We start from the raw sequence: 25,373 nt of genomic DNA, 5'->3' as shown, positions 1-25,373 counted from the left end.
CTCAGAAATCGAGCCCGAGGTCGAGCGTCCGCGCCGAATGGGTCAGTGAACCAGACGAGATATAATCGACGCCGGTCGCCGCGACCTCGGCGATGCGGCCCAGCCGCATGTTACCCGAGGCTTCGAGCACCACGCGCCCGGCGGCCATGGACACGGCCTCGCGCAGCGTCGCGGTGTCCATGTTGTCGAGCAGCACGACATCCGCCCCGCCTTCGTCCAGCACCTCGGCCAGCTGGTCGAGCCGGTCCACCTCGATCTCGACCCGCATCATGTGCGAGGCGTTCGCCCTGACCGCCCGCAGCACCGGCCGGATGCCGCCGGCGGCGGCGATGTGGTTGTCCTTGATCAGGATGGCGTCGGACAGCGAGAAGCGGTGGTTGAAACCGCCGCCGTGCAGTACCGCCTGTTTCTCGGCCAGTCTCAGGCCCGGCGTGGTCTTGCGGGTGCAGGTGATCCGCGCGCGCGTTCCCGTCGTTTCGGCAACATGGGCGGCGGTCAGCGTGGCGATCCCGCTCAGCCGGCCGGCGAAATTGAGCGCCACGCGTTCGGCGGACAATATCGCGGCGGCAGCGCCGTGGATTTCCATCAGCACCTCGCCTTCGGCGATGCGGTCGCCATCCCCCGCAAGCGTGCGTACGGCAACGGACGGGTCGATCAGCAGAAATGCGATGCGGGCGATCTGCATGCCCGAGACGACGCCGCCCTCGCGCGCCCTGAGATGTGCCGTATGGGTCATGCCCTGCGGAATCACGGTTCGGGTCGTGATATCGCCCATGGTGCCCAGATCCTCCATCAGTGCAGCCCGGACCATGGGTTCGAGGATCATGTCGGGCAGGGGCGGCAATGTCATTTCGTGGGCTCCGGTTGCAGGCCGGCGCGCAGGGCGCACGCCTCGGCCAGCGACATGCGGCGGCGTTGTGCCGCGGCATTGTCGGATTCGGGAAAATCGGCGCGAAAATGGGCGCCGCGGCTTTCCTCGCGCAGAAGCGCGGCGGCGGCGATCAGCGTCGCGGTGGCGGTCATGTTGCACAGCGTGTCGCACTCGGGTTGCGCGGCCTCGATCGCGGCGATCTCGCGCAGCGCATGGCGCAGACCCCGCGCATCGCGGATGACGCCCACATGATCGGTCATCGCCCGGCGAAGACGCGAGACCAGCGCCGGGTCGGGAACAATGCCGGACGGCAGATCGGGAAGTTCGATCGCAGCGGCAGGCCTGCCTGTATCGCCAAGCGCCGCGGCGATCCCCAGCGCCGCCCGGCGGGCATAGACCAGCGCCTCGAGCAGCCCGTTCGAGGCGAGCCGGTTGGCGCCGTGCAGCCCGGTCGAAGATGCCTCGCCGCAGACCCAGAGATTGCCGAGGCTGGCGCGGCCCCGGGCATCGGTGTCGATCCCGCCCATATGGTAATGTGCGGCGGCAGCGACCGGGATCGGGTCGGTCGCAGGGTCGATCCCGGCGCGGGCACAGGCCTCGGTGACGGCGGGAAAATCGGTTGCGATCCGTGGCCCGATGGCATCGCGTGTATCCAGCACCGGGCGCAGGCCGGCCTGCGTCTGGGCATAGATGGCCCGGGCCACGATGTCGCGCGGAGCCAGCTCCGCGTCGGGATGAACGGTGGTCATGAACCGTTCGCCGTTGCGGTTGAGCAGTATCGCTCCTTCGCCGCGCAGCGCCTCGGTGGCAAGCGGGGCGGGGTCGGCGCTGCAATCTATGGCGGTCGGGTGGAACTGCACGAATTCCGCGTCGGCGATCAGCGCCCCGGCGCGCGCCGCCATCCCGATCACCTGCCCGCGAATGCGCGGCGGGTTGGTTGTCAGGGCAAAAAGCCCGCCCGACCCGCCGCCGGCGAGCAGGCAGGCGGTGCCGCGCAGCAGCACCGGCGGCGACCCCTCGGGCCGTGAAAGGGCGACCGTGATACCGGTGACCCTGCCGCCTTCGGTGCGCAGCCCCGTCGCCATCACCCCTTCGAGCACCTGAATCGACGGCGTGCCGCGCACCTCGGCAATCAGGGATTTCATGATCTCGGCGCCGGCCTGATCGCCGCGTACCCGGACGACGCGGGCAAAGCTGTGCGCGGCCTCGCGCGACATCACGTAGCCGCCATCGGGCGTGCGGTCGAACGGTGTGCCAAGCCGGGTCAGATCGAGGATATGTGCCCGTGCTTCGGCGGTAACAGCGGTTGCGACGCCGGGGTCGACCGTGCCGGCGCCGGCGCGCAGCGTATCGGCCGCGTGGGCCTCGGCGCTGTCGGCCGCGCTCATCGCCGCGGCGACACCGCCCTGCGCCCAGGCGGAGCTTGCCCCGGCGCCGAGCGGTTCGGGCGAGAGGACCAGCACCGGGTGCGGCGCCAGCTTCAGCGCCGCATAGAGCGCCCCCAGCCCCGCGCCGACAATGATCACGCGCTCGGTAGAGATTTCGTCCATCCCTTCGGCGCCCTTCAGCCGGAGAGCTTGCGCGACAGGTCGATCATGCGCTGGACCGCGACGCGTGCCTGCGCGGCCACCTCGGCGTCGACCTCGACCGCGCCGTGCATGCCGTGCAGTGACCACAGCACCTTTTCCAGCGTGATCTTCTTCATATAGGGGCACATGTTGCAGGGGCCGACGAAATTCACCTCGGGCAGTTCGTCGGCAATGTTCGAGGCCATCGAGCATTCGGTGACCAGCATCGCCTTTTCCGGCCGTTCGCGGTGGACATAGTCGATGATCCCGCTGGTCGAGCCGGAGAAATCGGCCTCGGCCACCACATCGGGCGGGCATTCGGGATGTGCGATGATACGGGTTCCGGGGTTCCATTCGCGGAACTCGCGCAGGTCGCCGACCGTATACTGCTCGTGAACGATGCACGACCCCTCCCACCACACGACGCGCTTTTGCGGCACCTGACGGGCGACGTTCTGCGCCAGATAGCGGTCCGGCGTCATGATGACGGTGTCGCCTTCCATCGCGGCGACGATCTGCGCCGCGTTCGACGAGGTGCAGCAGATATCGGAGGCGGCCTTTACCTCGGCGGTGGTGTTCACGTAGCTGACAACCGGCGCGCCGGGATATCGCTGCCGCATCTCGGCGATCCCTTCGGCGGTTATGCTCTCGGCCAGCGAACAGCCGGCTGCTGCGTCGGGGATCAGCACCGTTTTGGACGGGTTGAGGATTTTCGAGGTTTCGGCCATGAAATGCACGCCGCACTGGACGATGACCGCGGCCTCGACCTCGGTCGCCCTCACGGCAAGCTGAAGACTGTCGCCGACAAAATCCGCGATACCGTGATAGATCTGCGGCGTCATGTAGTTATGCGCCAGGATCACCGCGTTGCGTTCGCGCTTCAGCCGGTCGATCGCGGCGATATAGGGCGCATGGATGGCGAAGTCCGGCGGCGAAACCACGCGGTCCATCCGCGCATAGATATCGCCCATTTCCGCTGCCAGACCGACCGACGGCGCAAGATCGTACAGCGAGGCGAGTTCGTTGCGGATGGTCGCCTGATCGAGCATGGCCTGATTCCCCCCCGGTGCCCGTGAATCCACGGCGCGCGATGTGGAGTGCGCGTAACGACCGCCCTGGCCCGGGCGCCGAGGCGGATACTTATAGTGACGCAGGGTTCAGGGCAAGCCCGCCGGCCCGCCGGCACAAGGGCCGTCCGCTCAGGCCAGCAGCCGCCGGGCGATCACCTGCGCCTGAATCTCGGCCGCGCCTTCGAAGATGTTGAGAATGCGCGCGTCGCAGAGAACCCGGCTGATCGCGTATTCCAGCGCAAAGCCGTTGCCGCCATGTATCTGCAGCGCATTGTCCGCCGCCGCCCAGGCGACCCGGGCGCCCAGCAGCTTGGCCATGCCGGCCTCCAGATCGCAGCGCTGGTCGTGGTCCTTCTCCCAGGCGGCGAAATAGGTAAGCTGGCGGGCGACCATGATCTCGACCGCCATCATCGCCAACTTGCCGGAAACCCGGGGAAAGGCGATCAGCGGCTTGCCGAACTGCTTGCGGTCCCCGGCATAGCGCATACCGATATCGAGCGCCGACTGGGCGACGCCGATGGCGCGGGCGGCGGTCTGGATACGGGCGGCCTCGAAGGTCTTCATCAACTGCTTGAAGCCCTGGCCCGCCTCGCCGCCGAGCAGGTTTTCGCCCCTCACCCGGAAATTATCGAAGCCGAGTTCATATTCCTTCATGCCGCGATAACCCAGCACCTCGATTTCGCTGCCGGTCATGCCGGGGGTGGGAAAGGTGTCTTCCCCGGTGCCCGGTGCCTTTTCGGCCAGAAACATCGACAGGCCGCGATGATCGGTGGTTGCGGGATCGGTGCGGGCCAGCAGCGTCATGACATGGGCACGGCCCGCATGGGTGATCCATGTCTTGTTGCCGGTGATGCGCCAGTCGCCGTTTCCGTCCCGCACGGCACGGGTCCGCAGCGCCCCCAGATCCGATCCGGTGTTGGGTTCGGTGAAAACCGCCGTGGGCAGGATTTCGGCGCTGGCGATACGCGGCAGCCATTCGGCTTTCTGCGCATCGGTGCCGCCGGCGAGGATCAGTTCGGCGGCAATCTCGGAGCGGGTGCCGAGCGATCCCACCCCGATATAGCCGCGCGAAAGCTCCTCCGACACCACGACCATCGAGGCTTTCGACAGCCCGAAGCCGCCGTATTCCTCGGGGATGGTCAGTCCGAAAACCCCCATTTCGGCCAGTTCGCCGATGATCTCCATCGGGATCAGTTCGTCCTTCATGTGCCATTCGTGGGCGTTGGGCTCCACCCGGTCGAGCGCGTAGCGGCGGAACTGCTCGCGGATCATCTCCAGTTCGTCGTCGAGTCCGGTGGCCCCGACGGTGATATTGGCCGATTGCTGCTGCATCAGTTCGACCAGCCGTGTCCGCGCGCGCTGGCTGTTGCCGTTCTGGCACAGCGCCGCGATCTCGGGCGTGTCGAGCAGTTTCAGGTGCTCGCGCTCGTCCAGACCCATGTCGCGGACGCGCACGATCTCGTTCTGGCTCATCGGGATGCCACCCTGAATCTGCAACAGATATTCGCCAAAGGCGATCTGGTGGATCAGTTGCTCGATCTCGCCGAACCGGCCATCGGCGCTCAGGCGTTCGGCCCATGCCTGCATCTGGTGCAGAGACTGTGAATAGGTCGCAAGCCAGGCCAGCGCATGTGCGGCGGTCTGGTGCGCCTCGATGAGTGCGCCGGAAACCCGCCCGTCTTCGGTGACCTTTTCGCGCACCGCCTCGCGCGCACGCCCGACCAGCCGGTCGACCGGAGGCAGCGACAGTTCCGTCAGCTTCAGCAGGTTGTCCAGAATCGGATCTTTCAACTGGGAAACCGGCCGGTCCTGTCCATCGTGCGGCATGTCTCGAATCCTCTGCGTTTGGTTTGCTACCGGATAGGGTGTTTGCAGGTGCAGCGCAACATAATTTCAATATCGCACAACAATTGCAATCAATCTGTCTTCTGCTTTTCCGATGCGGGGTGGCGGAGAATCGGCTAGACCGCGCTGATGGATAGTATTTCTGTTTTCGCCGGACTGTCGCTGCCGGTATTCGCATTGGCCTTTGCGGTGGCTTTTCTGGGCGGTTTCGTCAAGGGTGCCGTCGGTTTTGCCATGCCGATGATCATGATCTCGGGTCTGGCGTCATTTATGGCGCCCGAGCTTGCCCTTGCCGGTCTGATCCTGCCGACGGTGCTGAGCAACCTGTTGCAGGCGTTTCGCGGCGGGATTGCTGCGGCGTGGCGCGCGGTGCGGGCAATCCGCGTTTACCTGATCGTCGGTGGCGTGCTGCTGATCGCCTCGGCGCAGCTGGTGCGCAGCGTCGACGAGCGGTTCCTCTATCTGCTGATCGGCCTGCCGGTTACGGTTTTCGGGCTGATTCAACTGGCGGGGTTCCATCCGCGCGTTCCGCCCCGCTACCGGTTCGCGGCCGAGGTCGGGCTTGGCGCGGTCTCGGGGGTCGTCGGCGGTATCTCCGGCGTCTGGGGGCCGCCGCTGGTGCTGTATCTGACCTCGGTCGACACGCCCAAGACCGAGCAGTTGCGGACATTGGGTGTCGCCTTTGCGCTGGGGGCGGTCCTGCTGCTGGCGACCCATCTTCAGACCGGGGTTCTGAACCGCGCGACACTGCCGTTTTCCGCCGCGATGGCGGTTCCGGCGATGGGTGGGGTGTATTTCGGGCTGCGGCTGCACGACCGTCTGGATCAGGCGCGGTTCCGCCGCCTGACGCTGCTGGTGCTGATCGTCGCCGGACTGAACCTGCTGCGGCGGGCCGCTTTCTGAGGTCAGAGACCACCGATGTCGCTGCGCGCGACCGCGACCGACTTGATGATCGCATGGCAGGGCATTCCGGGTTCCAGTAACAGCGCATTGGCCGATCTTCGGGTGATCCTCGCCAACAGCAGATCGTTGCCGCATTCGAGCTGGACCATGACGCCCGGCCCTTCGCCGTGCCGCAGCGCACGGATCGTCGCGGGCAGGATGTTGAGCGCCGAAAGCCCCTCGGGACGGTCGCGCGCGATGATCACCTCGTGGGCCGGAATGCGGATGCGCAGCACCGTTCCCGGCGCCCCCTCGACACCGGGCAGATGGAGCCGCCCGGACGAGGTGGCAAGCTCGGTCAGCCCGTCGTCGGCCCGGGCGACGATCCGCGCCGCAAGCAGGGCACCGGTCTCGCGCGGACCGAAGGCGGAAGCGGATGCGGGATCGGCCATGACCTCGATGGCCGGGCCGGCGTTGACCACCCGGCCGTGGTCGAGCACGACAACCGTGGTGGCAAGCCGTGCCACCTCGGCCGCGGAATGGCTGACATAGAGGATCGGCACCCCGGCCTCGTCGCGCATCCGTTCCAGATAGGGCATGATCTCGGCCTTGCGGGCCTCGTCGAGCGCGGCGAGCGGCTCGTCGAGCAGCAGCAGCCGCGGGTTTGCCAGCAGCGCCCGCCCGATGGCGACACGCTGCTTTTCGCCGCCCGACAGCCCCGCCGGGTAACGGTCGAGCAGATCGCCGATACCCAGCATGCCGACGATACGGTCGGTCTGTGCCGGGTTGTGCGGATGCCCCGAGAACCTGACCCCGTAATGCAGGTTGCGCCGGACGTTCATGTGCGGAAAAAGCCGCCCGTCCTGAAAAACATAGCCCACGCGGCGCCGATGCGGCGGCAGGCAGATGCCCCGGCTCGTGTCGAGCACCACCCAGTCGCCCACCGCGATCCGCCCCCGGTCGGGGCGCAGCAGGCCCGAAACCGCCTGAACGATGGTGGTTTTTCCAGCGCCGGAATGACCGAACAGCGCAGTGATCCCCGGCGGCGCCTCGAAGCTGGCGTCGAGGGTGAAGCCGGGCAGGTGATGGTCGAGCGAAACGGTGAGCGTCATCGGCTGCCGATCCGTCTTGCGACCCGCCGGGCGAGGATTTCGGACGCCAGAAGCGCCCCCATGGCGATGGTGATCGAAATCACCACCAGCCGCGCGGCCGAGGATTCGGCGCCCGGCACCTGGAGAAAGGCATAGACCGCCGACGGCAGGGTCTGGGTGCGGCCGGGAATGTTCGACACGAACGTGATGGTCGCGCCGAATTCGCCCATCCCCTTGGCAAAGGCGAGGATCGCGCCGGTGATGATCCCCGGCACGACCAGCGGCAGCGTAATGGTCGCGAACACCCGGACACGCGAGGCGCCCAGCGTGGCGGCGGCCTGTTCCAGCCCCGGATCGACCGCCTCGATCGACAGGCGGATCGCCCGCACCATCAGCGGAAAGGCCATGCCGCCGGCGGCCAGTGCCGCGCCGGTCCAGTTGAAGGCGAAGGTGAAGCCGAAGATCCTGTCAAGAACAGCGCCGACCGGCCCGCGGCGGCCGAAGGTCAGCAGCAGAAGATACCCGGTGACCACCGGCGGAAGGATCAGCGGCAGGTGGACGATGCCGTTCAGCAATTGCTTGCCCGGGAAGCTCTTGCGCGCCAGCACATGGGCGACGAGGATCCCCAGCGGCAGGCTGACGACGGTTGCGAAGAACGATACCCGCAACGACAGAAGGACGGCTTGCCAGGCGTCGGGGGTCAGTCCCAGGAACATCTGGCTCACCCCGCTCCTCTGGCTGAAAGCGCGGTCGCGAGCCCCGGCGCTGGCCCCGGCGCTGCGGGTGGCAAGCGCGACGGAGATGCGGCAAACGCGGCAGTTCGCGCGGCTGTCATCGTGCTGGGCTCCTCTGTCGGCATCCGCCGGAGTCTATCCCGGCTGTCGCGGGTGGCAAGGGGTGTCCGGCCCTGCCGTAAAGGCAACGGCCCGGGAAACCCCGGGCCGCACCTGACTTTCGTCTGCCGACAGCATCAGCCGATGGCGATCGCCTTCACCGCGTCGGAGACGTAGGGCATGTACTGCTGGAAGTTCTTGGCGAACATGTCGACCAGTTTTTTGGCCTGCGCGTCATAGGCCGACTTGTCCTTCCAGGTGTCGCGCGGGTGCAGAAGGTCGGTTTCGATGCCGGGCACCTCGACCGGAACCTCGAAGCCGAAGAACGGATCCTTCTGGAAGGCGACCGAGCGCAGCGAGCCGTCGAGCGCGGCCGAAAGCAGTCCGCGGGTCGCCTTGATCGGCATCCGCGAGCCGGTACCGTAGGCGCCGCCCGACCAGCCGGTGTTGACCAGCCAGCAGGTCGACTTGTGCTCGTTCACCTGCTTCATCAGCAGGTCGCCATAGACCTCGGGGCGGCGCGGCATGAAGGGGGCGCCAAAGCAGGTCGAGAAGGTCGGCTGCGGTTCGGTCACGCCCCGCTCGGTGCCGGCCACCTTCGATGTGAAGCCTGACAGGAAGTGGTACTGGGCCTGCTCCGGCGACAGCCGCGCGATCGGCGGCAGCACACCAAAGGCGTCGCAGGTCAGCATGATGACGTTCCTGGGGTGGCCCGCCACGCCGGTCGCCGAGGCATTGTCGATGTAGAACAACGGATAGGCGCAGCGCATGTTGGGCGTCAGGCTGTCGTCGTCGAAGTCGAGTTTCAGCGAATCCTCGTCATAGACCATGTTCTCGATCACGGTGCCGAACATGCGCGTGGTGGCATAGATTTCCGGTTCGGCCTCGGGCGAGAGGTTGATCGTCTTGGCGTAGCAGCCGCCCTCGAAGTTGAAGACACCCTTGTGATCCCAGCCGTGCTCGTCGTCGCCGATCAGCACGCGGTTCGGGTCGGCCGACAGCGTGGTCTTGCCGGTGCCCGACAGGCCGAAGAAGACCGCGGCGTCGTTCGGGTTGCCGAAGGCGTGGTTGGCGGAGCAGTGCATCGCCATCACGCCCTTGCCCGGCAGCAGGTAGTTGAGCGTGGTGAAGACGGATTTCTTGTTTTCGCCGGCATATTAGGTGCCGCCGATCAGGATCGTCATTTCCTTGAGGTTCAGCGCGATTACCGTTTCGGTGCGGCAATTGTGGCGTTCGGGGTTCGCCTTGAACGACGGGCAGTTGATGACGGTGAGCTGGGGCACGAAGCTGTCGAGCTCGACCCGTGCCGGACGGCGCAGCATGTGACGCATGAAGATGCCGTGCCAGGCGAATTCCGTCACCATACGGACGTTCAGGCGATGCTCGGGGTCGGCATCTGCATAGAGATCCTCGACATAGTAATCCCCGCCCTTCATGTGTTCGAGCATGTCCGCCTTGAGGTTGGCGAACCCTTCGGGCGTCATCGGGCGGTTGTTTTCCCACCAGATCGTCCCTTCGGTGAAATCGTCACGCACGACATGCTTGTCCTGGGGCGATCTGCCCGTGAACTTGCCGGTATCGACCAGCATGGTGCCGCCCAGACCGATATGGCCTTCGCCCTTCTCGATGGCCTTTTCCATCAGCTTCGAAACGACGAAGTTGTAATATACGTTGCCGAGGCCGTTGATTCCCTGATCTTCCAGGCGTTGGGCCGGGTTCACACGTCCAATGGTCATCTGATCGCTCCTAAGGACCGCTTGAGTGCAGTCATTCTGTTCTTGACAGATGGCGGGCGCTTGCCTGCCAGCCTGAACCCCCTTGGTCCGGCGAGGTCCCTATAGCAGCACGCGATCGGTTTTGGACTGCGACAAGACCTTCATGTTATCGCTAACATCGATAACTTTGGCGCTTTGAATGGCGGGTTTTCGTTGGTTGCATATCGGACCGGCATCCGAAAAACGCAGGTGTGGCCCGATTTAATCATTCCTTTCCCAAATGCGCGTTCTGTTGGCTGCGATTCCGGTCGTGATTCGCATCTCTGCCTATCCCCGGCCGGACTTCGCGAATATCGCCAGTGCCGCTCCGGCGGCGAACGAGGACTACGCCCATGTCGCACATCGCGCTTGTCGACGACGACAGGAACATTCTGACCTCCGTCTCCATGACGCTCGAGGCTGAGGGGTTCGAGGTCGAAACCTACAACGACGGCCAGTCGGCGCTCGATGCGTTCAGCCGGAAGATGCCGGACATGGCCGTGCTCGACATCAAGATGCCGCGCATGGACGGGATGGACTTGCTCCAGCGGCTGCGCCAGAAATCGGCGATTCCGGTGATCTTCCTGACCTCCAAGGACGACGAGATCGACGAGGTGCTCGGCCTGCGCCTGGGGGCGGACGATTACGTGAGAAAGCCGTTTTCGCAACGGCTTCTCGTCGAACGTATCCGCGCCCTGCTGCGGCGTCAGGATCTGTCGGCCAGCGACCCGGCCGACGGCGGCGAGACGGCCCGGATCCTGCAATGCGGCGATCTGGTCATGGACCCGATGCGCCATTCCGTCACCTGGAAGGGGTGCGACGTGTCGCTGACGGTAACGGAATTCCTGTTGCTTCAGGCGCTGGCGCAACGGCCGGGTTTCGTGAAGAGCCGCGACCAACTCATGGATGTGGCCTATGACGAACAGGTCTATGTCGACGACAGGACCATCGACAGCCATATCAAGCGGCTCAGGAAGAAGATGCGCGCGGTGGATGACGATTTTTCGGCCATCGAAACGCTCTACGGTATCGGCTACCGCTACAACGAGGATTGAGCCGGTTCGACATGGGAGAATCCCGTTGGGGGAAACAGGTCACGGCCGCGCCGGAAAGCCGCCTCGCGCGCGCCCGGAAATGCTGGTGGCGCTTCGGTCGCGCGGCGGTGCCCTGCGGCGGTTCACGCTCAACCGCTCGCCGCTGGCGCGCCGGATCATCGGGTTCAATCTGATCGGTCTTCTGGTGCTGATGGGCGGGGTGTTCTGCCTGAACCCGTTTCAGGACACCATCGCGCGACAGCACGTCAGCGCCATCCGCTCGGAGGTCATGCTCATCGCCGACCTGTTCGAGGCCACGATGCCGGCGGAGGCCGGCGATACGGGCTGGCACGATCCGCAGCGGACACTCGATGCGATCCATCTGTCGCGGGGGGTCGATGTCTTTGTCTTCGACACGGCGGGCCGGCGGCTCGCCGCGCGTTCGGCTGCCGCCGATCCGCTTCTGTCGCAGGAACGTTCGACCCTGATAACCGATGGCCTGAACGCGGCCTGGGTCGCCCTGGCGCGGGTATTCTCGGCCACGATTCCCGAAGAGGCGACTGCGGACGGTGCGGCTCTGGCCGGCGGGCTGGTCGGTGCGGCGGTCGCCGGCGAAACTCCGACGCGCATCGCGAACGACGCGGACGGCAGGACGCTGTTTTCGGTTGCCACGGCCGTCCGCGACGGTGCAAGGACGATCGGCGTTGTCGCCATGTCCTCGGCAGCGGGCGAGATCGACCTTCTGGTCCGCAACGAGCGCGAGCAGATTCTGCAGATGTTTGTCGTCGCCATTCTCGTCTCGATCGGGCTCAGCCTGCTTCTCGCCTCGACCATTGCCAATCCGCTGTCCGATCTGGCCACGGCGGCCGAGACGGGACGCGACAATCACAGCCCGACAATCCGGCCGGGGCGGGTGCGCATTCCCGACCTGACCGGGCGGCCCGACGAGATCGGGAGGCTCTCGGGTTCGTTGCGGGGCATGGTCGCCGCGCTCTACGACCGCATCGACGCCAACGAACAGTTCGCCGCCGATGTGGCGCATGAAATCAAGAATCCACTCGCCTCGCTGCGCTCGGCGGTTGGTGCGATGCGCCTGTCCCGGCGAAGCGACCAGCGGGAGAAGCTCCTCGATGTCATCGATCATGACGTGCGGCGCCTTGACAGGCTCGTTAGCGACATTTCCAATGCGTCGCGGCTCGACAGCGAACTCGTGAAGGAAGACGAGGAGCGGTTCGATCTGGTCCGCACGCTGGCAAACCTGACCGGGTATTTCGGCGCCCAGGCGGAGGAAAAGGAGATCGTCTTCGTTACCGACCTTCCGGATACCGCGATCGAAATCGTCGGCCTAGAGGCACGGCTGGCGCAGGTCTTCGTCAACCTGATCACCAACGCGATCAGTTTCTGCGAAGGTGGCGATGCCGTGCGCGTCTGGGTGCGCCGGCGCGCCAACCGGGTGCTGGTCGTGGTCGAGGATACCGGTCCCGGCATCCCGGAACAGGCTTTGGCGCGGATTTTCCAGCGCTTCTATTCCGAACGTCCCGCCGGCCAGTTCGGCGACCATTCGGGGCTGGGGCTGGCCATTTCCCGGCAGATCGTCGAGGCGCATGGCGGTGTCATCTGGGCTGAGAACGTCCGGCCCACCGAGATCGATCTCGCCTCGGAACCGCTGGGTGCGCGCTTCGTCGTCGGACTTCCGGTCTGAAGGTCAGGCCGCGATGAAACGCCGGGAACCTGTCGACGACGCTGCCGGACATGTCATCCTGCATGCGTCGGCGGTCGAGGTCGGGGGAACCGCGCTTCTGATCCTGGGCGCCTCGGGCAGCGGCAAATCGCAACTCGCGCTCGATCTGATCGCGCTCGGCGCCCGGCTGGTCGCGGATGACCGGACGATCGTCCGCCGCAGCGGCGATGCTCTGATCGCCTGTGCGCCCGGCGCGATCGCCGGCCGGATCGAGGCGCGTCATGTCGGTCTTCTGGCGCTACCCTTCACGCCTGCGGCGCGGATCGGGCTTGCCGTCGATCTCGACCAGACCGAGCCCGCGCGCCTGCCGCCGCTGCGCAACATATTCATCCTGAACCAAAAGGTGACCTTGCTTTTCCGCCCCTCTGCCGGGCATTCAGCGTCAGCACTGCTGCAATGCCTGACGATGAGGCGCGTCGATCCATGAACCAGTACCCGCCGGCACAATACGAATCCGACGCGCCCGCCGCGCGGATCGTGCTGGTGACGGGGCCGTCCGGTGCCGGGCGCAGCACCGCGGTGCGGGCGCTGGAGGATCTGGGATACGAGGTCATCGACAATCTGCCGCTGTCTCTGGTGCCGCGTCTTCTGGAAGGGCCGCCGCACGGCCCGGCGCTGGCGCTTGGAATCGACGCGCGCAACCGCGATTTCTCGACCGGGGCCTTTCTCGAACTGATCGACCGGCTCGGTGATCGCGGGGTGGAACTGCTGTATCTCGACTGTCAGCCGGAAATCCTGCTGCGCCGCTATTCCGAAACCCGCCGCCGCCATCCGCTGGCGCCGGCCGAAAGCCCGGCCACAGGGATCGCGCGGGAGTTCGACCTGCTCCGCCCGATCCAGGTGCGGGCAGACATCGTGATCGACACGTCGGAACTGACGGTTCACGACCTGCGGGCCGAGATCGACCGCTGGTTCGGCGGCCCCTCGAAGCATCGCCTTGCGCTGTCGGTGCATTCGTTCTCGTACAAGCGCGGCTTGCCGCGCGGGCTCGACATGGTGTTCGATTGCAGGTTTCTGCGCAACCCCTACTGGGAGCCGGACCTGCGCGGGCTCGACGGCCTTTCGCCCGAGGTTGCGCGCTTCGTTCTCGGGGATCCGAGGTTCGACGATTTCTTTGGCCGGATACGCGACCTGACCGAGTTGCTTCTGCCGGCCTATGTGGACGAGGGCAAGTCGCACCTGTCCATCGGGTTCGGTTGTACCGGGGGGCAACACCGTTCCGTGACCCTGGCCGAGCGGCTTGGAAAGACGCTTGCGGAAGCGGGGTGGCAGGTGTCAATTAGGCACCGGGAACTGGAGCGCCGGGCCTCTGCCGGCGGTCTGCAAGTGCAACCGGGGACGAAAGCTTGATCGGCATCGTGATTGTCGCGCATGGCGGCCTGGCAAAGGAATATCTTGCCGCGGTCGAACATGTCGTCGGCAAGCAGGATAACATGCGCGCCATATCCGTTGCCCCCGAACACGACCGCAAGAGCAAGCAGAAGGAAATCCACGATGCCGCCGAGGAGGTGGATCAGGGCGACGGCGTGGTGATTGTGACCGACATGTTCGGCGGTTCGCCGTCCAACCTGTCGTTGCAGGCCTGCAACGAATGCGACCGCAAGATCCTCTACGGTGCCAATCTGCCGATGCTGATCAAGCTGGCGAAATCCCGGTTCATGTCGGTGGACGATGCGGTGGCCACGGCGATCAATGCCGGACGAAAATACATCAACAGCTTCGGCGGCAATGGCGGGACCTGCGACTGAATGACGAAATCCATCATCCAGGTGTTGAACATCATCAACGAAAAGGGTCTGCATGCCCGCGCATCGGCAAAATTCGTCGAGACGGTCGAGGCCTTCGACGCCAGCGCCGAGGTGCGAAAGGACGGGCTGGGCGCGTCGGGCGACAGTATCATGGGCCTTTTGATGTTGGCGGCATCGAAGGGAACAACTATTGAGGTGGAGACCAGCGGCCCGCAGGCGGGCGAGCTTGCGCGGGCCCTGGCCGATCTTGTCGCCGGCAGGTTCGGCGAGCGCATCTAGGGCTTTCGCCGGGGAAAGCGGGACGTCGTGGAAGAATCGACACAACGCAGTGGTGTGATCCTGCACCGGCATCCTGCCCGTCCGGGCAGGCAGGGCACCGGTGAGAACCTTGCCGACCAGCCCTATGACCGCCGGCGCCTGTCCTATGCCAACACCTTCGAAAACCGGTTTCAGGTCGGGACCATCCATGTGCTCGAATTTCTGACCGGAAAGATGCGGCTGCTGCGCCTGATCCGGCAGTTCGAGGCGATGGGCGTGCCGTCTGGTCAGCCGTTCTGGAAGCAGGCGCTGGGAGTGATGGGGATCGCGCTCAGAACGCCCGCCGGGCAGATCGCGCGGATTCCCCAACAGGGCCCGCTGGTGATTGTCGCCAACCATCCGCACGGGCTGGTCGACGGAATGGTTCTGGCCGAGTTGATCGGGCGGCGGCGCACCGATTACAAGATCCTGACGCGCTCGCTGCTGACCGGGGTGGGTGAGATCGACCGGTTCATGATCCCGGTTCCCTTTCCGCACGAGGCCGACGCGCTGCAACAGAATCTGGAGATGCGCCATCAGGCGATGGAGCATCTCGGCAAGGGCGGCTGCATCGTGCTCTTTCCTTCGGGGGTCGTTGCCTCGTCGGACAATTTCTTCGGCCCGGCGGTCGAACGCGAATGGACCCCGTTCACCGCCAAGCTGATCAGACGATCGGGTGCCGATGTCCAGCCGATCTTCTTTCCCGGAAGCAACTCGCGCTGGTACCAGATAGCCAATCGCCTGTCGCCGGTCCTGCGGCAGGGGCTGCTTCTCTACGAGGTGGTCCATGCGCTGAACCGGCCGCAGGCGCCTATCGTCGGCCCGGTTATCGACCGTGCCGAAATCGCCGCCCGGTGGGACGATCCGCGCGGCTTCATGGCATGGCTGCGCGCGCGGACCCTGGCTCTTGGCGCGCGCTGACCTCTACCGGGTCGGAACCGGCGTCTCGCCCCGGTAATCGTAGAAACCACGGCCCGTCTTGCGGCCCAGCCAGCCGGCTTCGACATATTTGGTCAGCAGCGGGCAGGGGCGGTACTTGGTATCGGCCAGCCCGTCGTGCAGCACGTTCATCACCGCAAGACAGATGTCGAGCCCGATGAAATCGGCCAGTTCCAGCGGCCCCATCGGGTGTCCGGCGCCGAGCTTGAGCGCGGTGTCGATGGACTGCACGTTGCCCACGCCCTCGTAGAGGGTATAGACCGCCTCGTTGATCATCGGCAGCAGGATGCGGTTGACGATGAAGGCGGGGAAATCCTCGGAGCTTGCGGCGGTCTTGTCCAGACTGTCGACGACCTTCAGCATCGTCTGATAGGTCGCGTCGTCGGTTGCGATGCCGCGGATCAGTTCCACCAGCTTCATCACCGGAACCGGGTTCATGAAATGCAGGCCCATGAAACGTTCGGGCCGGTCGGTCCGGCTGGCCAGCCGCGTGATCGAGATCGACGAGGTATTCGAGGTCAGGATGGTTCCGGGCTTCAGGTGCGGCTGTATATCCTCGAAGATCGCGGCCTTGATCGTTTCGCGTTCCGAAGCGGCCTCGACGATCAGGTCGGTGGGCCCGAGATCGGTCAGCTTCTGCGTGACATGGATACGGCCAAGGGCGGCGTCGCGCTCTCCGGCGGTAATCTTCTCGCGCGCTACCTGCCGGTCCATGTTCTTGCGGATTGTCTCCAGGCCCCGGTCGAGCGCCTCCTGACTGATATCGTTCAGGCGCACCTCGTACCCGGCCAGCGAAAACACATGCGCGATGCCGTTACCCATCTGTCCGGCGCCGATCACGCCAACGGTCTTGATGTCCATCTTTCCACCTGCCGAGAATGTCGGTTTGTGCGGAGAATATTCTGCAAGCGCAAAATAGCCAAGCCCGCCGGCATCCGCCCAAACGATAGAAAAAGTCTCAATCTGTCAACTTAGCAAAATGGAAATCGGCAGGCCGCATGCTCGATTCCGGGTGAGTCTAGACGTGTGAGGTGGCAGGATGGCTTTCGAGCATCCGGGCGATGGTGCCCTTGACTATTGTCCATGCCGGTATGGCAGATCGAAACAGAGCTTTCGCGGGCCACGGAAGGCGCTGGATGCGCCCTATGTGGCATTTCTCGGCGGCACGGAAACCTACGGCCGGTTCGTCGAGGTTCCGTTCCCCGAACTGACCGAAAGGGCAACCGGATACCGGGCGGTGAATCTCGGCTGCGTGAACGGCGGGATCGATCTCTATGTGCAGGACCCGGAGCTTCTGGGTATTGCCACGGGCGCCCGGCTTACGGTCATTCAGGCGATGGGGGCGCAGAACCTGTCCAACCGGTTCTATACCGTGCATCCGCGACGCAACGACCGTTTCATCGGTGTATCGCCGGCGATGAAATCCGCCTTTCCGGCGGTCGATTTCACCGATTTCGCCTTTACCGGACATCTTCTCGCGTCGTTGCTCCGGCAATGCCCGGCGCAGTTCGACCTGATCGTCGACGAGCTGAAATCGGCATGGCTGGCGCGGATGAGGCAGTTGATCGATCAGATCCACGGCCCGATTGTCCTGTTGTGGATCGGCACTTCGGCGCCGACGGCCGGCGGCTGCGGCTTACCCGACCCGCTGAGCGGCCCGGCATTCGTCGACCGCTACATGATCGACGAGCTTCGCCCGCTTGTCGATGACTGGGTCATTGGGGTGGCCGGCGCCGAAACCCGCGACGACGCGCTTGCCGGCCTGGGCTATGCCGACATCGAGGCGCCGGCTGCGGCGCGCGCCGCCAATGTGCCGCTGCACCGGCAGGTCACGGCGTCGCTGTCACCGGTCGTCGCACGTATTCTCGAATGATGCGGGGCCGGCATTGCCGGCCCCGGCGAAGTCCTGGGTATGTGTCGCCGCTCCGGCGCGCGGGTTCAGAGCTTTTCGATCATCTCGGGGACGGCATCGAACAGGTCGGCGACCAGCCCGTAATCGGCAACCTGGAAGATCGGCGCCTCCTCGTCTTTGTTGATGGCGACGATCACCTTGCTGTCCTTCATGCCGGCAAGGTGCTGGATCGCTCCCGAAATGCCGACCGCGATGTAAAGGACGGGCGCCACGACCTTGCCGGTCTGGCCGACCTGCCAGTCGTTGGGGGCATAGCCGGAATCGACCGCGGCGCGCGAGGCGCCGACGGCGCCGCCGAGCTTGTCGGCAAGCTGTTCGATCAGCTTGAAATCCGCTTCCGAGCCGACACCGCGCCCGCCCGAAACGACGATCCGCGCCGAGGTCAGTTCCGGTCGGTCGGAGGCGGCGACCTTGTCTTCGATCCATTCCGAAACGCCGGGATTGGCTGCCGCTGGGATTGCCTCGACCGGGGCGGAGCCGCCGTCGCCCGTCGCCTCGAAGACCGAAGTGCGAATCGTCAGGACCCTGGTCGCGTCCTTCGAACGCACGGTTTCGAGCGCGTTGCCCGCATAGATCGGGCGCTCGAAGGTCTCGGCATCGGTAATCGAGACGACATCGGGGATCACCATCACGTCGAGCAGCGCGGCCACGCGCGGCATCACGTTCTTGGCGTCGGTCGTCGCCGGGGCGACGATATGGCTGTAATCGCCCGCGATCCCGACGATCAGCGCCGCCGTGGGTTCCGCCAGGCGATGGCCGAGCGAGGCGTCCTCGGCGACCAGGACCCTGGTCACACCGTCGAGCTTCGCCGCTGCATCGCCCGCCGCCGCAGCCGAGGCACCGGCACAGAGCACGGTGACATCGCCAAGCTGTTTTGCCGCCGTCAGGGCCTTCGAGGTGGCGTCCAGCGCCAGTTCGCCATTTGTCACCTCGGCAAGAAGAAGAACCGCCATCAGATAATCCCCGTGTCGTCCCTGAGTTTCACCAGAAGCTCGTCGACCGAGCCGACGATCACACCCGCCTTGCGCTCGTCGGGCTCGGAGGTTTTGAGTATTTCGAGGCGCGGCGCGGTGTCGATGCCGAGATCGGCGGCGGTCCTGATATCGAGCGGCTTCTTCTTCGCCTTCATGATATTGGGCAGCGAGGCATAGCGCGGCTCGTTCATGCGCAGATCCACGGTCGCCACCGTCGGCAGCTTGACCCGGATGATCTGCAATCCGCCATCGACCTCGCGCGTGACCTGCGCGCTGTCGCCTTCGATTTCCAGTTCGGAGGCAAAGGTCGCCTGCGACCATCCCAGCAGCGCGGCCAGCATCTGGCCGGTGGCGTTCATGTCGTTGTCGATCGATTGCTTGCCGCAGAGAACCAGCCCGGGCTGCTCCTCGTCGACGACCGCCTTGAGGATCTTGGCAACCGCAAGCGGTTCGATATCAGTGTTCACGTCATCGGCCGCCTCGATCAGGATGGCGCGGTCCGCCCCCATGGCGAGCGCGGTCCGCAGCGTTTCCTGCGCCTGCCTGACGCCGACCGAAACGGCAACGACTTCGCTTGCAACGCCCTTCTCCTTCAGCCGGATCGCCTCTTCGACGGCGATTTCGTCGAAGGGGTTCATCGACATCTTCACATTCGCAAGATCGACGCCGCTCCCGTCCGCCTTGACGCGGACCTTCACATTGTAGTCGATCACGCGCTTGACCGGTACAAGCACCTTCATTCACGTGTCTCCCTTTGGGCCAACCCGGGGGGCCGGCGGTTTCGTTGCGGTTGCATCGGGAATGTGCTTAACGGAGCGCTCCGCGCTGCAACAGCCAAAAAGCGACCTGCAACGGGATGCGGACGCCGCGTTTTTGTCGCGCGTACCCGCAATCTATCTGTTTGCGCCCGGAACCCAGAGGACATCGGCCGCGCCGTTCTCGTTGGCGACCCGCGCCGCGACGAAGAACCAGTCCGACAGGCGATTGAGGTATTTCACCGCGTTTTCGTTGATGGGTTCGCTGCCGGCCAGTTCGACCGCGCGCCGTTCGGTGCGTCGCGCGACGGTCCGGCAAAGGTGCAGATGCGCCGCCAGCGGCGAGCCGCCGGGCAGGATGAAGCTGCGCAGCGCGGCAAGCGCGGCGTTCATCCCGTCGATCTCGGCTTCCAGCCGTGCGACCTGTGCCGGCACGATGCGCAGCGGCGGGTATTCCGCCCCTGCATCCTGTTCCGTCTCGGGACGGCAGAGATCGGCGCCCAGATCGAACAGGTCGTTCTGGATGGCGGCCAGCCGCGCATCCAGTATCGGGCTGGCATGAAGCCGGGCCAGTCCGACGGTAGCGTTGCATTCGTCGACCGAGCCATAGGCCTCGACCCGTGGCGCATGTTTGGGCACGCGATTTCCGTTGCCGAGCGCGGTGTCGCCCGCATCACCGGTACGGGTGTAGATCTTGTTCAGCACGACCATGTCAGCCTCCTCGGCGGATGAAGACGAAAAGCAGCACCAGCAGGATCGCGACGAACTGCGCGACGATGCGGTAGCGCATGATCCGGTTGCCGTGCCTGCGGTTGAACTCTCCCCCGCGGGCAAAGCCGCCGATCCCCGTCAGCAGGATCAGCAGAACGATCAGCAGCGCGATCGCGACCAGAATGAACAGCGGATCGTTGAACATGGCATTCTCCCGGGGCTGTCCGAAGGCATACCGCCTGCGCCGCGCTTTGCGAACCCCGTTTCAGCCCCGCTGGATGATGGCATCGAGTGCGCGTGTCGGAAGCAGCCGCCGCAGGGCGCTCATGATGTGGGTGGCGGTGGTCACGTAATACCGGGGGCGCGGATTGGGCGATTCCAGCGCGCGCAGCAGCTTTTGCACCACCGCCTCGGGCGGAAGCTCGAACGGGTCGCGCCCGCGATCCTCGTAGAGCCGCTTCAGCAGGCTGGCCTCGTATTGCGCCGCGCGCGGCGAGGCGCGCCAGTCGATCCAGCGTTCGAAATGGGGGATGGAGTTGACCCGGATGCGCGAGGTCACCGGCCCCGGTTCGATCAGGATCACCCGGATGCCGGTATCGGCCATTTCGAGCCGCAGAACGTCGGTCAGACCTTCAAGCGCATATTTGGTCGCGACGTAGGCCCCGCGCCATTTCATCGGAACCAGGCCCAGAACCGAGGAACACTGCACGATGCGCACCGCTCCCTGCGCGCGCACCATCTGAATCACCAGCAGGACCAGTTCGTGCCAGCCGAACAGGTAGACCTCGAAGATCGCCCTGAGCCCGTCGGTCGGCAGGTCCTCGACAGCGCCTGGCAGCCCGAAGGCGCCGTTGTTGAACAGCGCGTCCAGCCGCCCGCCGGTGCGGTTGAATATCTCGCCCACGGCGGCGGTCATGCTGTCATGATCGGCATAGTCGAGCCGCAGGCACTCCAGCCCCTCCAGCCGCAGCCGGTCGACATCCTTCTGCTGGCGGCAGGTGGCGAAAACCCGCCAGCCCCGCGCCCCGAGCCCGTGCGCCGCCGCATGGCCGATGCCCGAGGAACAGCCCGTTATCAGGATCGTTTTCCGTGTCATCGCCCGCTCCTGTCCTGCGCAGCCTCATGGCAAGCTGGCCGGGCCGACGCAAGAGCCTAGCCGCCGGGCGAGGCGGAAAGGAACCGGCGCGACATGAAGCCGGTCTCACCGGTGGCGGCAATGCGGATCTCGGCCCAGTTGCCGCCCGGGTCCGACAACAGTTCCACTGGTTCGCCGCGCGTCAGGGTGGTCACCACGCCGTAATCGGTGGAGGGGCCGGCACGCAGGTTGACCTCGGCTCCGGTGACGTAGAACAGATCCGTCTCGCCCGGTGAAAGCAGATCGGGGTCCGTGATGCTTTCCGAGATCGAACTGAGACCCTGCCAGACACGGGTGGCCGGCGCGTCATCGCTCGCCGGGTCACCGGCCGGCACCGTGGCGCTGCCCGGGGAAAAATCGCCGGTATCGGATTGCATGGCCGCGGCCACCGCCGCCTCGATACCGGAAGGTTGCTGCGCTTCCGGCGCTTCCGGGGTCTGCGGCTCTGCGGCGGCGGCGCTGTCTGTCGCCAGCGGGGCTACTTCCTGCGGCGCGGCCGGGGCCTGTGGTGCGGGCGGTGGCGGTGCCGGATTGGCGCGTGCCGTCTGTGGCGGTGCCTGCCTCGGCCGGTCCGGAACAACCAGCATGGCAACACCGAGAATCAGCAGGGTTCCGGCCACATATCGTCCAAGCATTCAGGTCTGTCCCCAAAAAAGAGAATCGGTAAAATCCATTTGGGGCTGCAATCTAGCACGATCGCCTGGCAGAGGCCCGCGCATAGCGGGCCGCCTGCGGGTGATCGTTGCGCTTGTTCCTCAGGCGCGCCTTCGGTACACAGCATGTATGAGCGAAGAGGCAGACAACCCCAACATCGGGCATCAGACGAGTGCCGAGCCGTTGCGGCGCGCCATTGGCGAGCGCTATCTGACCTATGCGCTTTCGACCATCATGCACCGGGCGCTGCCAGATGCGCGCGACGGGCTGAAGCCGGTGCATCGCCGCATCCTCTATGCGATGCGCGAACTTCGCCTGACCTCGACCGGCGCCTATCGCAAATCGGCCAAGATCTCGGGCGATGTGATGGGCAATTACCACCCCCACGGCGATGCCGCGATCTATGACGCGATGGCACGCCTGGCGCAGGATTTCGTCATCCGCTACCCGCTGGTCGACGGACAGGGCAACTTCGGCAATATCGACGGCGACAATCCGGCCGCCCCGCGCTATACCGAGGCGCGCCTGACCGCCGCCGCCGAGGCGCTGATGGAGGGGCTGGCCGAGGATTCGGTCGATTTCCGCGACAATTACGACGGCACGCTGACCGAACCGGTGGTCCTGCCGGCGGCCTTTCCCAACCTTCTGGCCAACGGGGCGAGCGGTATCGCGGTGGGAATGGCGACCAATATCCCGCCACACAATATCGACGAGCTTGTCGGTGCCTGTCTGCACCTGATCAGGACACCCGACGCACGCGACGACACGCTGCTGAATTATATTCCCGGCCCCGATTTTCCCACCGGCGGGGTGATCGTCGAGCCGCCCGAGAGCATCGCGGAAACCTATCGCACCGGGCGCGGGGCGTTCCGTCTGCGCTGCCGCTGGTGGGTCGAGGATCTGGGGCGCGGCCAGTGGCAGGTCGTGGTGACCGAGATCCCCTATCAGGTCCAGAAATCGAAGCTGATCGAGAAGCTCGCCGAGACGATCCAGACCAAGAAGGTGCCGATCCTCGCCGATGTCCGCGACGAGAGCGCCGAAGATATCCGCATCGTGCTCGAGCCGCGCTCGCGCAATGTCGACCCCGACGTGCTGATGAACATGCTTTACCGGAACTCCGAACTGGAGACCCGGTTTTCGATGAACATGAACGTGCTGATCGACGGGCGCACACCCAGGGTCTGCTCGCTCAAGGAGGTGCTGCGCGCCTTCCTCGACCACCGGCAGGAGGTTCTGCTTCGCCGGTCCCAGCACCGGATGGAGAAGATCGACCACCGGCTCGAGGTGCTGGAAGGATTCATCATCGCCTTCCTGAACCTCGACCGGGTAATCGATATCATCCGCTACGATCAGGCACCCAGGGATGCGCTGATGCGCGAGGCCTGGGGGCAGGATTTCGTCCGCGCGACATCCGAGGCAGATTACCGGCCGCCGGCGCGGCTGGCCGAGGGCGAGGAGGGCTCGCTTTCCGAGGTTCAGGCCGAGGCGATCCTCAACATGCGGCTGCGCAGCCTGCGCCGGCTGGAGGAAATGGAGCTGCTTGCCGAGCAATCCGCGCTGATGGAAGAGCGCGCCGGCCTGCAGGACCTGCTCGACGACCGCCGCCTGCAATGGGAACGGATCGCCGACGAGTTGAAGGATATCCGCACCCGGTTCGGCAAGAAGGCCGAGGGCGGCGCACGGCGGACCCGCTTCGCCGAGGCGGTCGAGGTCGAGGAGGTGCCGCTGGAGGCGATGATCGACCGCGAGCCGCTCACCGTCGTCTGTTCGAAGATGGGCTGGATCCGGGCGATGAAGGGGCATATCGCGCCCGACACCGCGCTCAAGTTCAAGGACGGCGACGAGGGGCGGTTCCAGATTCACGCCGAAACCACCGACAGACTGCTGGTCTTCGGCACGAACGGGCGCTTCTATACCCTGTCGGCGGCGGCATTACCTGGCGGGCGTGGCATGGGCGAGCCGGTCCGGCTGATGGTCGATCTGCCCAACGAAGCCGAGATCGTGGCGCTGCTGATTTACCGCCCGGGTGAAAAGCTGCTGGTCGCCTCGGCCGCGGGCGACGGGTTCGTTGTGCCGAGCGACGAGGTTCTGGCCCAGACCCGCGCCGGCAAGCAGGTGCTCAACGTTCGCGACGACGGGCGTGCCGTTATCTGCAAGCGGGTGGAGGGCGATCATGTGGCCGTCATCAGCCAGAACCGCAAGTTCCTGATTTTTCCGGTCGGGGAACTGCCTGAAATGGGGCGCGGCAAGGGGGTTCGCATCCAGAAATACAACCAGGCACGCGGCAAGCAGGGCATGCTGGAGCTTGACGGCGGGTTGTCGGATATCACCACCTTCGATCTGGGCGAGGGGCTGAAATGGCTGATGCCGAACGGCCAGACGCGCCACGAGCGGAACCTGAGCCAGTGGATCGGCAAGCGCGCCGGCGTCGGCCGCCAGCCGCCGCACGGTTTCCCGCGCGACAACCGCTTTACCTGATACAATCGCTCAGCGTGGGTGTGGCAGGTTCTGCTTCGCCGCCCGCAGCTTTTCCGCCTTGCGCCGCAACCGTTTCTGCCGCCGGTTCTGGTAGGCGGCGATCACCGGCAGGGTGAGGTAATAGGCAATCAGCCCGGCAATGATGCCCGGGATGATCCCGCCGACGAGGAACGGCAGGAACACTTCGTGATAGAAGATATACAGGCGATGCCAGTTGGCGAAGTCGTCGGTGAACAGCGCCTCGAAATTGTTCCACAGATCGGCGAAGGCACCCGAGAACTTGGTCATCAGGTTGGAGTTCATGTGCTCCTGAAACCGGTCCGATCCAAGATGCGCCTGTAGCTCGTGCTGGAATTTCGAATCCGGCTTCAGCCCCAGGAGCCAGTAGCCGAGCTTGAGCGAGATCGCGGCTATGAAGGGGAAGGTGACCGGATTGCCGACGAATGTCGCCAGCATTGCAGCAAGAGCGTTGCCGCCGATCAGACGGGCAACAAGGAAAGCGGTCAGGAAGTGCAGGCCGTAGAAGGGCGTGAACGAGACGAAGACCCCCGAAAAGATGCCGCGCGCGATGCGGTGCGGCGTGTCGGGAAGACGGCGGATGCGGTGCTTGATGTAGAGCGCCGCACGCCCCCACCCGCCGCGCGGCCAGATCGTTTCGGCGACAATGCGCGACCAGCTCCGCCTGTCTCTTCGCTTGAAGACCACGCTTCAAGACCTCCCAAAGGTTTCAGGCCGCGTCAGCCGGTTTTCGTGCGGCCCTGCGAACCCGTGCGACCTGGGCAACGTCATTGTCTGCCTCCAGCGCCGTCAGAACCATGTGCAGATGCTCCACATCGCGCAGGTCGACGTCGATTTCGAGGCGATAATAGTCCGGTTTCCGGTCAATAAAATGTAAGTCGGAGATATTGGCCTTCTGCTCTCCGATCAATGTGCAAATGCGCCCGAGAACGCCCGCGTCGTTTGAAATCGTCATTTCCAGCGTGACGGTGTAGATCGCCGGATGAAGGCCGGAATGCCAGTGAAGATCGACCCAGCGGTCCGGCTGGTCCTCGAGCTCGACCAGCGTCGGGCAGTCGATGGA

Annotated in this window: 25 protein-coding genes and 1 pseudogene; 10 read left to right on the top strand and 16 right to left on the bottom strand. The window is 65.2% G+C overall.

All coding sequences use genetic code 11. The features are described 5' to 3' along the window. Window position 1 precedes the first annotated feature (1 nt). The 4 genes from nadC to ACK5IR_RS06005 all read right to left on the bottom strand — a co-directional run bounded on the left by nadC (window position 2) and on the right by ACK5IR_RS06005 (window position 5,336). A complete protein-coding gene (gene nadC / locus ACK5IR_RS06020) occupies window positions 2–850 on the bottom strand; it encodes a carboxylating nicotinate-nucleotide diphosphorylase (protein ID WP_416926907.1) in 849 nt (282 codons plus the stop codon). Beyond that, window positions 847–2,421 carry an L-aspartate oxidase gene (locus tag ACK5IR_RS06015; RefSeq protein WP_416926905.1) on the bottom strand — a complete coding sequence of 525 codons (1,575 nt, stop codon included), beginning with the start codon at window positions 2,419–2,421 and terminating at the stop codon, window positions 847–849. The genes nadC and ACK5IR_RS06015 overlap by 4 nt, the downstream gene beginning before the upstream one ends. Before the next feature lie 14 nt (window positions 2,422–2,435). Then, complete coding sequence (gene nadA, locus ACK5IR_RS06010) at window positions 2,436–3,488, bottom strand: quinolinate synthase NadA (RefSeq protein WP_416926903.1); 1,053 nt, start codon at window positions 3,486–3,488, stop codon at window positions 2,436–2,438. A gap of 150 nt (window positions 3,489–3,638) precedes the next feature. After that, on the bottom strand, window positions 3,639–5,336 hold the full coding sequence (locus ACK5IR_RS06005; RefSeq protein ID WP_416926901.1) for an acyl-CoA dehydrogenase family protein: 1,698 nt from the start codon (window positions 5,334–5,336) through the stop codon (window positions 3,639–3,641). Window positions 5,337–5,483: 147 nt separating this feature from the next. Here ACK5IR_RS06005 and ACK5IR_RS06000 point away from each other — a divergent pair, with 147 nt between their 5' ends. Then, window positions 5,484–6,257 carry a sulfite exporter TauE/SafE family protein gene (locus ACK5IR_RS06000; protein ID WP_416926899.1) on the top strand — a complete coding sequence of 258 codons (774 nt, stop codon included), beginning with the start codon at window positions 5,484–5,486 and terminating at the stop codon, window positions 6,255–6,257. A gap of 2 nt (window positions 6,258–6,259) precedes the next feature. Here the strand turns inward: ACK5IR_RS06000 and modC are convergent, their stop codons facing one another. The 3 genes and pseudogenes from modC to ACK5IR_RS05985 all read right to left on the bottom strand — a co-directional run bounded on the left by modC (window position 6,260) and on the right by ACK5IR_RS05985 (window position 9,896). Next, window positions 6,260–7,348, bottom strand: coding sequence for a molybdenum ABC transporter ATP-binding protein (gene modC, locus ACK5IR_RS05995; RefSeq protein ID WP_416926897.1), 1,089 nt, complete (start codon window positions 7,346–7,348; stop codon window positions 6,260–6,262). Continuing rightward, the gene (modB, locus tag ACK5IR_RS05990) at window positions 7,345–8,043 is read right to left on the bottom strand and encodes a molybdate ABC transporter permease subunit (RefSeq protein ID WP_416927000.1); all 699 of its coding nucleotides are present in this window, start codon (window positions 8,041–8,043) and stop codon (window positions 7,345–7,347) included. The genes modC and modB overlap by 4 nt, the downstream gene beginning before the upstream one ends. Window positions 8,044–8,297: 254 nt before the next feature. Continuing rightward, window positions 8,298–9,896, bottom strand: a pseudogene (locus ACK5IR_RS05985) (phosphoenolpyruvate carboxykinase). Between the two features lie 371 nt (window positions 9,897–10,267). On the opposite strand from ACK5IR_RS05985, the gene ACK5IR_RS05980 reads away from it, so the two are divergent. The 7 genes from ACK5IR_RS05980 to ACK5IR_RS05950 are packed head-to-tail and all read left to right on the top strand — an operon-like array spanning window position 10,268 to window position 15,655. After that, on the top strand, window positions 10,268–10,969 hold the full coding sequence (locus ACK5IR_RS05980; protein WP_416926894.1) for a response regulator transcription factor: 702 nt from the start codon (window positions 10,268–10,270) through the stop codon (window positions 10,967–10,969). Continuing rightward, window positions 10,908–12,650, top strand: a complete 1,743-nt coding sequence (locus ACK5IR_RS05975; protein WP_416926892.1) for a sensor histidine kinase — start codon at window positions 10,908–10,910, stop codon at window positions 12,648–12,650. The genes ACK5IR_RS05980 and ACK5IR_RS05975 overlap by 62 nt, the downstream gene beginning before the upstream one ends. Before the next feature lie 13 nt (window positions 12,651–12,663). Beyond that, on the top strand, window positions 12,664–13,116 hold the full coding sequence (locus ACK5IR_RS05970) for an HPr kinase/phosphorylase (protein ID WP_416926890.1): 453 nt from the start codon (window positions 12,664–12,666) through the stop codon (window positions 13,114–13,116). Next, window positions 13,113–14,039, top strand: coding sequence for an RNase adapter RapZ (gene rapZ, locus ACK5IR_RS05965; protein WP_416926888.1), 927 nt, complete (start codon window positions 13,113–13,115; stop codon window positions 14,037–14,039). The genes ACK5IR_RS05970 and rapZ overlap by 4 nt, the downstream gene beginning before the upstream one ends. Then, a complete protein-coding gene (locus ACK5IR_RS05960) occupies window positions 14,036–14,437 on the top strand; it encodes a PTS sugar transporter subunit IIA (RefSeq protein WP_416926885.1) in 402 nt (133 codons plus the stop codon). Before rapZ ends, ACK5IR_RS05960 begins: the two co-directional genes overlap by 4 nt. After that, entirely contained in the window at window positions 14,438–14,716 is a 279-nt protein-coding gene (locus ACK5IR_RS05955; protein WP_416926883.1) for an HPr family phosphocarrier protein, read from the top strand. Window positions 14,717–14,776: 60 nt separating this feature from the next. After that, on the top strand, window positions 14,777–15,655 hold the full coding sequence (locus ACK5IR_RS05950) for a lysophospholipid acyltransferase family protein (protein WP_416926998.1): 879 nt from the start codon (window positions 14,777–14,779) through the stop codon (window positions 15,653–15,655). Between the two features lie 3 nt (window positions 15,656–15,658). On the opposite strand, the gene ACK5IR_RS05945 is transcribed toward ACK5IR_RS05950, so the two are convergent. Next, entirely contained in the window at window positions 15,659–16,534 is an 876-nt protein-coding gene (locus tag ACK5IR_RS05945) for a 3-hydroxybutyryl-CoA dehydrogenase (protein WP_416926881.1), read from the bottom strand. 178 nt (window positions 16,535–16,712) lie between these two features. Here ACK5IR_RS05945 and ACK5IR_RS05940 point away from each other — a divergent pair, with 178 nt between their 5' ends. Then, window positions 16,713–17,546: a DUF6473 family protein gene (locus tag ACK5IR_RS05940; RefSeq protein WP_416926879.1), complete on the top strand. Its 834-nt coding sequence runs from the start codon at window positions 16,713–16,715 to the stop codon at window positions 17,544–17,546. Between the two features lie 65 nt (window positions 17,547–17,611). Here the strand turns inward: ACK5IR_RS05940 and ACK5IR_RS05935 are convergent, their stop codons facing one another. From ACK5IR_RS05935 to ACK5IR_RS05910, 6 genes are all read right to left on the bottom strand, one after another. Further along, window positions 17,612–18,538, bottom strand: coding sequence for an electron transfer flavoprotein subunit alpha/FixB family protein (locus ACK5IR_RS05935; protein WP_416926877.1), 927 nt, complete (start codon window positions 18,536–18,538; stop codon window positions 17,612–17,614). Beyond that, complete coding sequence (locus tag ACK5IR_RS05930) at window positions 18,538–19,299, bottom strand: electron transfer flavoprotein subunit beta/FixA family protein (RefSeq protein WP_416926875.1); 762 nt, start codon at window positions 19,297–19,299, stop codon at window positions 18,538–18,540. The genes ACK5IR_RS05935 and ACK5IR_RS05930 overlap by 1 nt, the downstream gene beginning before the upstream one ends. A gap of 153 nt (window positions 19,300–19,452) precedes the next feature. Then, a complete protein-coding gene (locus tag ACK5IR_RS05925; protein WP_416926873.1) occupies window positions 19,453–20,025 on the bottom strand; it encodes a cob(I)yrinic acid a,c-diamide adenosyltransferase in 573 nt (190 codons plus the stop codon). Window position 20,026: 1 nt separating this feature from the next. Beyond that, on the bottom strand, window positions 20,027–20,230 hold the full coding sequence (locus tag ACK5IR_RS05920; protein ID WP_416926871.1) for a twin transmembrane helix small protein: 204 nt from the start codon (window positions 20,228–20,230) through the stop codon (window positions 20,027–20,029). Between the two features lie 60 nt (window positions 20,231–20,290). Further along, the gene (locus tag ACK5IR_RS05915) at window positions 20,291–21,121 is read right to left on the bottom strand and encodes an SDR family NAD(P)-dependent oxidoreductase (RefSeq protein ID WP_416926869.1); all 831 of its coding nucleotides are present in this window, start codon (window positions 21,119–21,121) and stop codon (window positions 20,291–20,293) included. Window positions 21,122–21,177: 56 nt separating this feature from the next. Next, entirely contained in the window at window positions 21,178–21,795 is a 618-nt protein-coding gene (locus ACK5IR_RS05910; protein ID WP_416926867.1) for an SH3 domain-containing protein, read from the bottom strand. Between the two features lie 148 nt (window positions 21,796–21,943). Here ACK5IR_RS05910 and parC point away from each other — a divergent pair, with 148 nt between their 5' ends. After that, the gene (parC, locus tag ACK5IR_RS05905) at window positions 21,944–24,292 is read left to right on the top strand and encodes a DNA topoisomerase IV subunit A (RefSeq protein ID WP_416926865.1); all 2,349 of its coding nucleotides are present in this window, start codon (window positions 21,944–21,946) and stop codon (window positions 24,290–24,292) included. Between the two features lie 9 nt (window positions 24,293–24,301). On the opposite strand, the gene ACK5IR_RS05900 is transcribed toward parC, so the two are convergent. Both ACK5IR_RS05900 and ACK5IR_RS05895 read right to left on the bottom strand, forming a co-directional pair. After that, complete coding sequence (locus ACK5IR_RS05900; RefSeq protein WP_416926863.1) at window positions 24,302–24,997, bottom strand: DUF2062 domain-containing protein; 696 nt, start codon at window positions 24,995–24,997, stop codon at window positions 24,302–24,304. A gap of 22 nt (window positions 24,998–25,019) precedes the next feature. Beyond that, window positions 25,020–25,373 (bottom strand): ACT domain-containing protein (locus tag ACK5IR_RS05895; protein ID WP_416926861.1); only part of this gene is annotated, 354 nt, incomplete at its 5' end.

Source organism: Tropicimonas sp., assembly GCF_047971885.1.
In the GTDB taxonomy this organism is placed as follows: domain Bacteria; phylum Pseudomonadota; class Alphaproteobacteria; order Rhodobacterales; family Rhodobacteraceae; genus Tropicimonas.
Note: the sequence above shows the minus strand (reverse complement) of the source record. Positions and strands in the feature narration are given on the sequence as shown.